The 5,095-nt window shown below is 70.7% G+C and carries 3 protein-coding genes and 1 pseudogene; all 4 read left to right on the forward strand.

Annotated features, from left to right (window positions below; all coding sequences use genetic code 11):
* Positions 1-1,355, forward strand: a 1,355-nt coding sequence (locus tag ASG00_RS07275; protein WP_235559413.1) for an LCP family protein, incomplete at its 5' end; no start/stop codon positions are given.
* Positions 1,356-1,401: 46 nt separating this feature from the next.
* On the forward strand, positions 1,402-2,490 hold the full coding sequence (locus ASG00_RS07280; RefSeq protein WP_056207986.1) for a glycosyltransferase: 1,089 nt from the start codon (positions 1,402-1,404) through the stop codon (positions 2,488-2,490).
* 22 nt (positions 2,491-2,512) lie between these two features.
* On the forward strand, positions 2,513-3,439 hold the full coding sequence (locus ASG00_RS07285) for a glycosyltransferase family 2 protein (RefSeq protein WP_056207989.1): 927 nt from the start codon (positions 2,513-2,515) through the stop codon (positions 3,437-3,439).
* Positions 3,440-3,448: 9 nt separating this feature from the next.
* Positions 3,449-5,095 (forward strand): annotated as a pseudogene (locus tag ASG00_RS15325) (hypothetical protein); the annotation flags it as partial.

The raw sequence follows: 5,095 nt of genomic DNA on the forward strand, positions 1-5,095 counted from the left end.
GCACGTCGCCGGCGGTCATGACGCGGCGTGCCTGGTGGCTCGTCGTCGTGAACCTCCTGATCCCGGGCTCGGCACAGGCCGCGGCGGGCAACCGCCGCCTCGCGAAACTCGGCCTCGGTGCGACCCTCGTCATGTGGGTGCTCGCGGTTCTGGCCGTGCTCGTCGCCGTTGTGTGGCGACCGTTCTTCCTCACCGTCGTCACGAACAGTCTCGTGCTGCTGATCATCCAGATCGCCCTCGTCGCGTACGCCGTGCTCTGGATCGTGCTCGCCCTCGACACGCTGCGGCTCGTACGGCTCATCAAGACGCGCCCGTGGGCACGCCTCGCGGTGCCGGCCGCTGTCGTCGCGGTGACGCTCGTGGTCAGCGGCGGCGCGGGGTACGCGGCGGTGCTGGTCGGCTCGGCACGGAATGCGCTCGGGTCGGTGTTCAGCTCGGGCGGCCCCGCCGTCGCGCCGACCGACGGGTACTACAACATCCTCCTGCTGGGCGTCGACAGCGGAGCGGGACGCGATTCGATGCGCCCCGACAGCATCTCCGTGGCATCCGTCAACGCCGACACCGGACAGGTCACCATCACCGGTATCCCGCGCGACATGAAGGACGTGCCGTTCGCGCCGGGGCCGATGCAGACTCTCTTCCCCGACGGCTACAAGGGCAAGAACTGCGGCACCGCCCACTGCGCGATCAACGAGATCTTCACCGAGGTGAACGTGCTCCGCAAGGGCACCGACATCTATCCCGACGCGACCACGTATCAATACAGCCCCGGTATCGAAGCGGTGAAGGATGCCGCGGAGGGCGTCACCGGACTCACGATCCCGTACTACGTCTTCATCGACATGGACGGCTTCGCGGCCCTCATCGACGCGCTCGGCGGCATCGACATCACCGTCACCGAACGACTCCCGAAGGGCTGGGGGCCGACGTACACGAACGAGCCCGCGAGCAAGTGGGCGATCGGGTGGATCGAGCCGGGTGCGCAGCACATGGACGGCGACACGGCGCAGTGGTACGCCCGCTCGCGCTACACGACGAGCGACTGGGACCGGATGCTCCGCCAGCGTCAGCTGCAGGAGGCGATCCTCGCGCAGTTCACCCCGGCGAACGTGCTCTCGCGCTTCCAGGATGTCGCCAACGCCGGCACCCACATCATCGAAACGGACATCCCCGACTCGATGATCGGCTATTTCCTCGATCTCGCGATCAAGGCGAAGGGTCAGCCCGTGCAGTCGCTCGAGCTCACGCCCGCCGGTGCGAACATCGACCCCGACAAGCCGGACTTCACCGTCACGCGCGCGCTCGTAGCCGAGAAGCTGCATCCGTCCTCCGCCACTCCGAGCCCCACCGGCTGAGCGCGCGCTCGGGTTCGCCCGACACGCGGTGGGTAGGCTCGAGACCATGACGGTGACCCTGCGCGTGGTGCTCGATCAACTGGTCGGAGCGCCCGCGTCGGAACTCACGGCAGCATCCGCCGAGGTGGCGCGCGCCCTGATCGCGACCGCGCCGCGGGACTGCGAGGTCGCCGCCCTCGTGCCGGCCGGCGACGCTGCCGCGCTCGCGCGCGAGGTTCCGGGGCTCGCCCGCGTCGACACGGTCGGGATGCCGCGGGCCGCCGCTCTCGCCTCCTGGCAGCTCGGCGTCGCGCCGGGTGTCGGCGGCGGACTCATCCATTCGCCGACGCTGGCGGCGCCGCTCGTGCGTCACGACCGCATCAACGACAACGACCAGACGGTCGTGACGCTCTGGGACATCCCTGACTTCTCGGATGCCGCGTCGAAGACCGCTGCGCTCGCGCACAAGGCGATGCTCAAGCGCGCCGAACGGCACGCCGACGCCGTGATCGTCCCGACCCATGCGATCGCGGAGCGACTGGCGGCGACCACGAAGCTGCGCGGACGTGTACGCGTGATCGCGGGGGCGGCACCTCAGGGGTTCGCCGTTCCCGGTGACGCGATCGGACGCCGCCGCGCGCTCGTCGTGCCCGACCGCGTGCTCGTGCTCGACGGTGCGGGTGCCGAGGCCGACCTCGACGCCGGATTCGCGGCGGCACTGTGCGGCGCCCCGGATGTGCCGATCGTCGTGCTGGGCGCCGGCGACCTGCGCGTCGACCGGGTGAGGGCGCGGGCGGAACAGGCCGGGGTACCGAGCGCCCACCTGCGGGTGCTCGCCGGGCTCGACGCGCACGACCGCGCGGCGGTGCTGGATGCGGCGGTCGCCGTCGTCGCGCCCTCGCGGGCCTCGGCGTTCCCATGGCGGGTCCTCGAGGCGTTCGCCGTGGGGGTGCCGGTCATCGCCGCGGACTGCGACGACCATCGGGAGATCATCGTCGACGGGGGAGTGCTCGTCGACCCCGCCGAGCTCGGCGCCGCGCTGCATGACGCGATCGGCGACAGCGCGCGACTGCGGGTGCTGGCCCGCGATCGCGGACGCGGCTTCTCCTGGTCCGACCACGCCGCGCGGGTCTGGGAGCTCCACGCGGAGCTGTGAGGCGCGCCCTATCATGGGTCGCATGGCTGCCCGCGTCGACGTCATCGTCCGAACCAAGGAGCGGCCTGACTTCCTCGAACGCGCGTTGGCGGACATCGCTGCACAGTCGATGACCTCGTGGCGCGCCGTCGTGGTCAACGACGGGGGACGGCCGCACGAGGTCGAGCAGGTCGTCGCCGACTCCTCCGTCTCCGACAAGGTGCACGTCGTCCACATCGCGCCGGGGGAGGGCGGACGGTGCATCGCGGCGAACACCGGGGTTCGAGAAGCCGATGCGCCGTTGGTCGTGCTGCACGACGACGACGATCTGTGGCATCCGGAATTCCTCGCCCGCACGACGTCCTGGCTCGATGCCCATCCGGATTCCGGTGCGGTCTCGGTGCCCACCGAGATCGTCTACGAGGAGCGGCGCGGGAGCCGGTGGGTGGAGGCGGACCGCGCGCCGTTCTGGGCCGGGATGTCGCGGATATCGCTGGCCGAGATGCTCGTGATCAATCGCATCGTGCCGATATCCATCGTCTACCGACGTTCCCTCCATGACGAGGTCGGAGGGTATGACGAGTCGCTCGACGCCGTCGAGGACTGGGAGTTTTATCTGCGGGTGCTCCCGCGGCATCCGATCGGATTCATCCCAGGAACGACGCTCGCGTATTGGACCCAGCGTCCCGGAGTGACGGGCGCGGCCGCCAACAGCATGTTCGAACTGTCCGCCGATCACGCGCGCGACGATGCGATCGTGAGGGATCGAGCCCTCGCGACGTGGATCGCGACTTACGGGCCGGGCCTTCCGCTGTACCTGGCCGGCATCGAGAAGCGCGTGCTCGAGCGCATAGCCGGTGTTTCGCCGGGCAACCGCGGCCGCTCGATCGTCGACGTCTCCGTCTGGCGAGCGGTGCGACGGCGGCTTCGGAGGGTGCTGCGGGGTCTGCGTTCCCGGAGCACGGCCTAGGATCGTACGGTGCGCAGCCGGATCCGACGTCTCGTGCGGGGGCTGCGATCGGCACCGGTCCTCGGTGCCGGCATCCGTGCGCTCGACCGTGTGTGGTGGGCGCGCACCGTGCTCGCCTCCGCGCTCATCGACGCGCAGTACTACTCCGCGCTGCTCGGCCATCGCGTCGGGCGACGGGCGGCCGTCGCGCACTACGTCACGCGCGGCTTTCGTCGCGGAATGAGCCTGAATCCCCTCTTCGACGAGGTGTACGCCGGTGCCGAGCTGCCGGAGGTTCTGCGCGTTCCGGCCCTGTACGCCTATCTCGTCAGCGAGCGGGCGACGGTGTCCGTGCACCCTTGGTGGGACGCCACGAGGCATGAACCCGGCGACGGAGCCGTCGCGGGCGAGGGCGATCCGCCCCTGGAGCGTCTCTGGCGCGACCCCTCCGGCTCGCTGGTGCTCCGCACCGCGGCGGCGGAGACGACGATGAGCGTCGACCAGTACCGCCGCCTCGCCATCGAGGCCGCGCGCACCTGGCGCCGCGGTGCCGCGCCCACCGGTGGTCCGGTCCCGCATCACGAGGTCGGGTTGGTGCGCATCCTGCAGGCGGGGGATCGTCGTTACCACCGCAAGCTGGCGCAAGCGGCGCACCGAGCCACCGATGGCAGCGCCGCCGCCGTGGTGAGCTTCGTCGCCCCCGACGCATCCGCGTGGGTGTCAGCGATGATCCTTCGTCAACTGGTCCCCTCCCTCGTCGTGCGGCGGGAGGCGGCGACGAGCACCTGGTCGCGGGTGGTCGGCGCGGCGCTGAGCTCTCTCGCCGCCGACACGCTCATCGTGCTCGATGCCCGTGCCGAATTCTCCGAGGGGGAACTGGATCGGCTCGCGCGAGAGGCCGGCGCCGGGTCATTCGTGATCCCCGCGCATCGGCGATTCGACGGGACCGTCGCGGGAATCGGAGCAGCGACGATCGGGCACGGGATTCCCGGCCGGATCCTGGAGTGGATGCCGCCGGAGGATCTGGACCGGCTCGACGCGGTCCTCGACGTCCCCCTGCTGACCGGGCGCACGTTCGCCGTGGCGCGGGCGACGCTCGATCGCGCCGGGGCGTTGCCCTCGCTGACCAACGACGGTGAGCTCGAGGCGATCTCGATCGACGTGCGCCGCCGGTGCGCGGGCGTGCCCTTGCGCGTGCTGACCGATGTCCGACCGGTCTTCGATGAGCCCGAGATCGCCTTCAGGCGCCGCCGCGCCGGTCGCGACGCACGGTATTGGCGTCGACGTTCGGGTGTCGATGACACGCCGGTCGCTCGGAGCATCATCGGGGCCGCCGGGTTCGACGTCCGCGGCTGGCGGCACCGACGCCCGTCCGTGCGCCCGTCAGCCGATCTCGTGTGGCGGCGTCCGCATCCCGGTGCCCAGAGATGGTCGATCAAGATCTGCGCACCGGCGGGGCGCCAGGGCGCGGTCTGGGGGGATCGACACTTCGCCGAAGGTCTCGCGCGTGCCCTCCGACGGCGCGGCCACACCGTGGTCATCGATGCGTTCGACGCCGCGTCGCGTCCGACCGACGCCGTCGACGACGTGAGCGTGGTGGTGCGGGGACCGTATCGCATCCGGGCACCGCGAACTCGTGTGCGACTGCAGTGGATCATCAGCCATCCTGATGAGATC

Source organism: Microbacterium sp. Leaf351 (genome assembly GCF_001423825.1).
In the GTDB taxonomy this organism is placed as follows: domain Bacteria; phylum Actinomycetota; class Actinomycetes; order Actinomycetales; family Microbacteriaceae; genus Microbacterium; species Microbacterium ginsengisoli.

Bases quoted from the DNA above. Each gene is read 5' to 3' on its own strand.
- ASG00_RS07280 (WP_056207986.1), top strand. From the start codon at position 1,402: ATGACGGTGACCCTGCGCGTGGTGCTCGATCAACTGGTCGGAGCGCCC.
- ASG00_RS07285 (WP_056207989.1), top strand. From the start codon at position 2,513: ATGGCTGCCCGCGTCGACGTCATCGTCCGAACCAAGGAGCGGCCTGAC.